The following is an 845-nucleotide window of genomic DNA, read 5'->3' as shown; positions in this document are numbered from 1 at the left end:
GCAGGTTCACGAACACCTCAAAGGCATGGTCCGTTTCGTCTTCCAGGCTCATCAGCGGCTGGTAACGCAGATTGAAGGCGCCCTGCTCCAAGGCCTGACGCACCAGCATGGCCACCGCCTCGGAAGACCCGGCGGCCACATCATCCATGGGATCGTGCACTTTGATGGCATTGCCCTTACCGGCATTTTCCCGTTGCGCCTGATTACAACATTTTAGCGCCGTGGTCAGCGTGTCCTGGCTGCTGCGGGCGTCTTCGCGCACAAACGACACCCCCACACTGGCGGTGATATGCACGGTCTTGGCGGCCACTTCCGGCATCAGGGTTTCAATGCCGGCACGCAATCTCTCTGCCAGTTCTGCGGCCTCATCCATATCGGCCACCGGTTGCAGAACGGCAAAATCCTCGCCATCTACCTTGGCCAGATGAGCCTCGCCCACCTCGGCACGCAGCCATTCGGCCACGCTTTTCAGAATCTCATCCGCGCCATCAATTCCCAGACCCGACTGATGGTGCTCAAAGTCATCCAGACGCAGATAGAGCACGGTGGACAGGCGCCCTTCGTTGGCGGCCTGGGCCACACTTTCATCCACCCGATCCATAAACCAGCTGCGGCTGAACAGTCCTGTGACCTGATCTTTCTGGCTCATTTCCTGAAGCCGCTCTTCCATCTCACTCTCATTCACGCCAGCGGCGCGAATCACGATCTGGGTGCAGGCCTCGCCATCGTAAGTGCTGGCCGAAAAGGTGAAGGTGGCATCGAACTCGCTACCCTCGGTATTAACGCCCTTGCATTCCAACTCGTGGGTCTGGCTTTCGTCCTGGGCACGGCTGCGCAACAGCTGC

At 59.3% G+C, this 845-nt stretch carries 1 protein-coding gene; it reads right to left on the bottom strand.

The window, feature by feature from the left end; translation table 11 throughout:
- Nucleotides 1-845 (bottom strand): GGDEF domain-containing protein (locus A3730_RS15085; RefSeq protein WP_156501215.1); only part of this gene is annotated, 845 nt, incomplete at both ends.

This window comes from Alcanivorax sp. HI0044 (assembly GCF_001634945.1).
The sequence above is the reverse complement of the archived record's forward strand: the minus strand, read 5'-3'. Positions and strand labels throughout refer to the sequence as shown.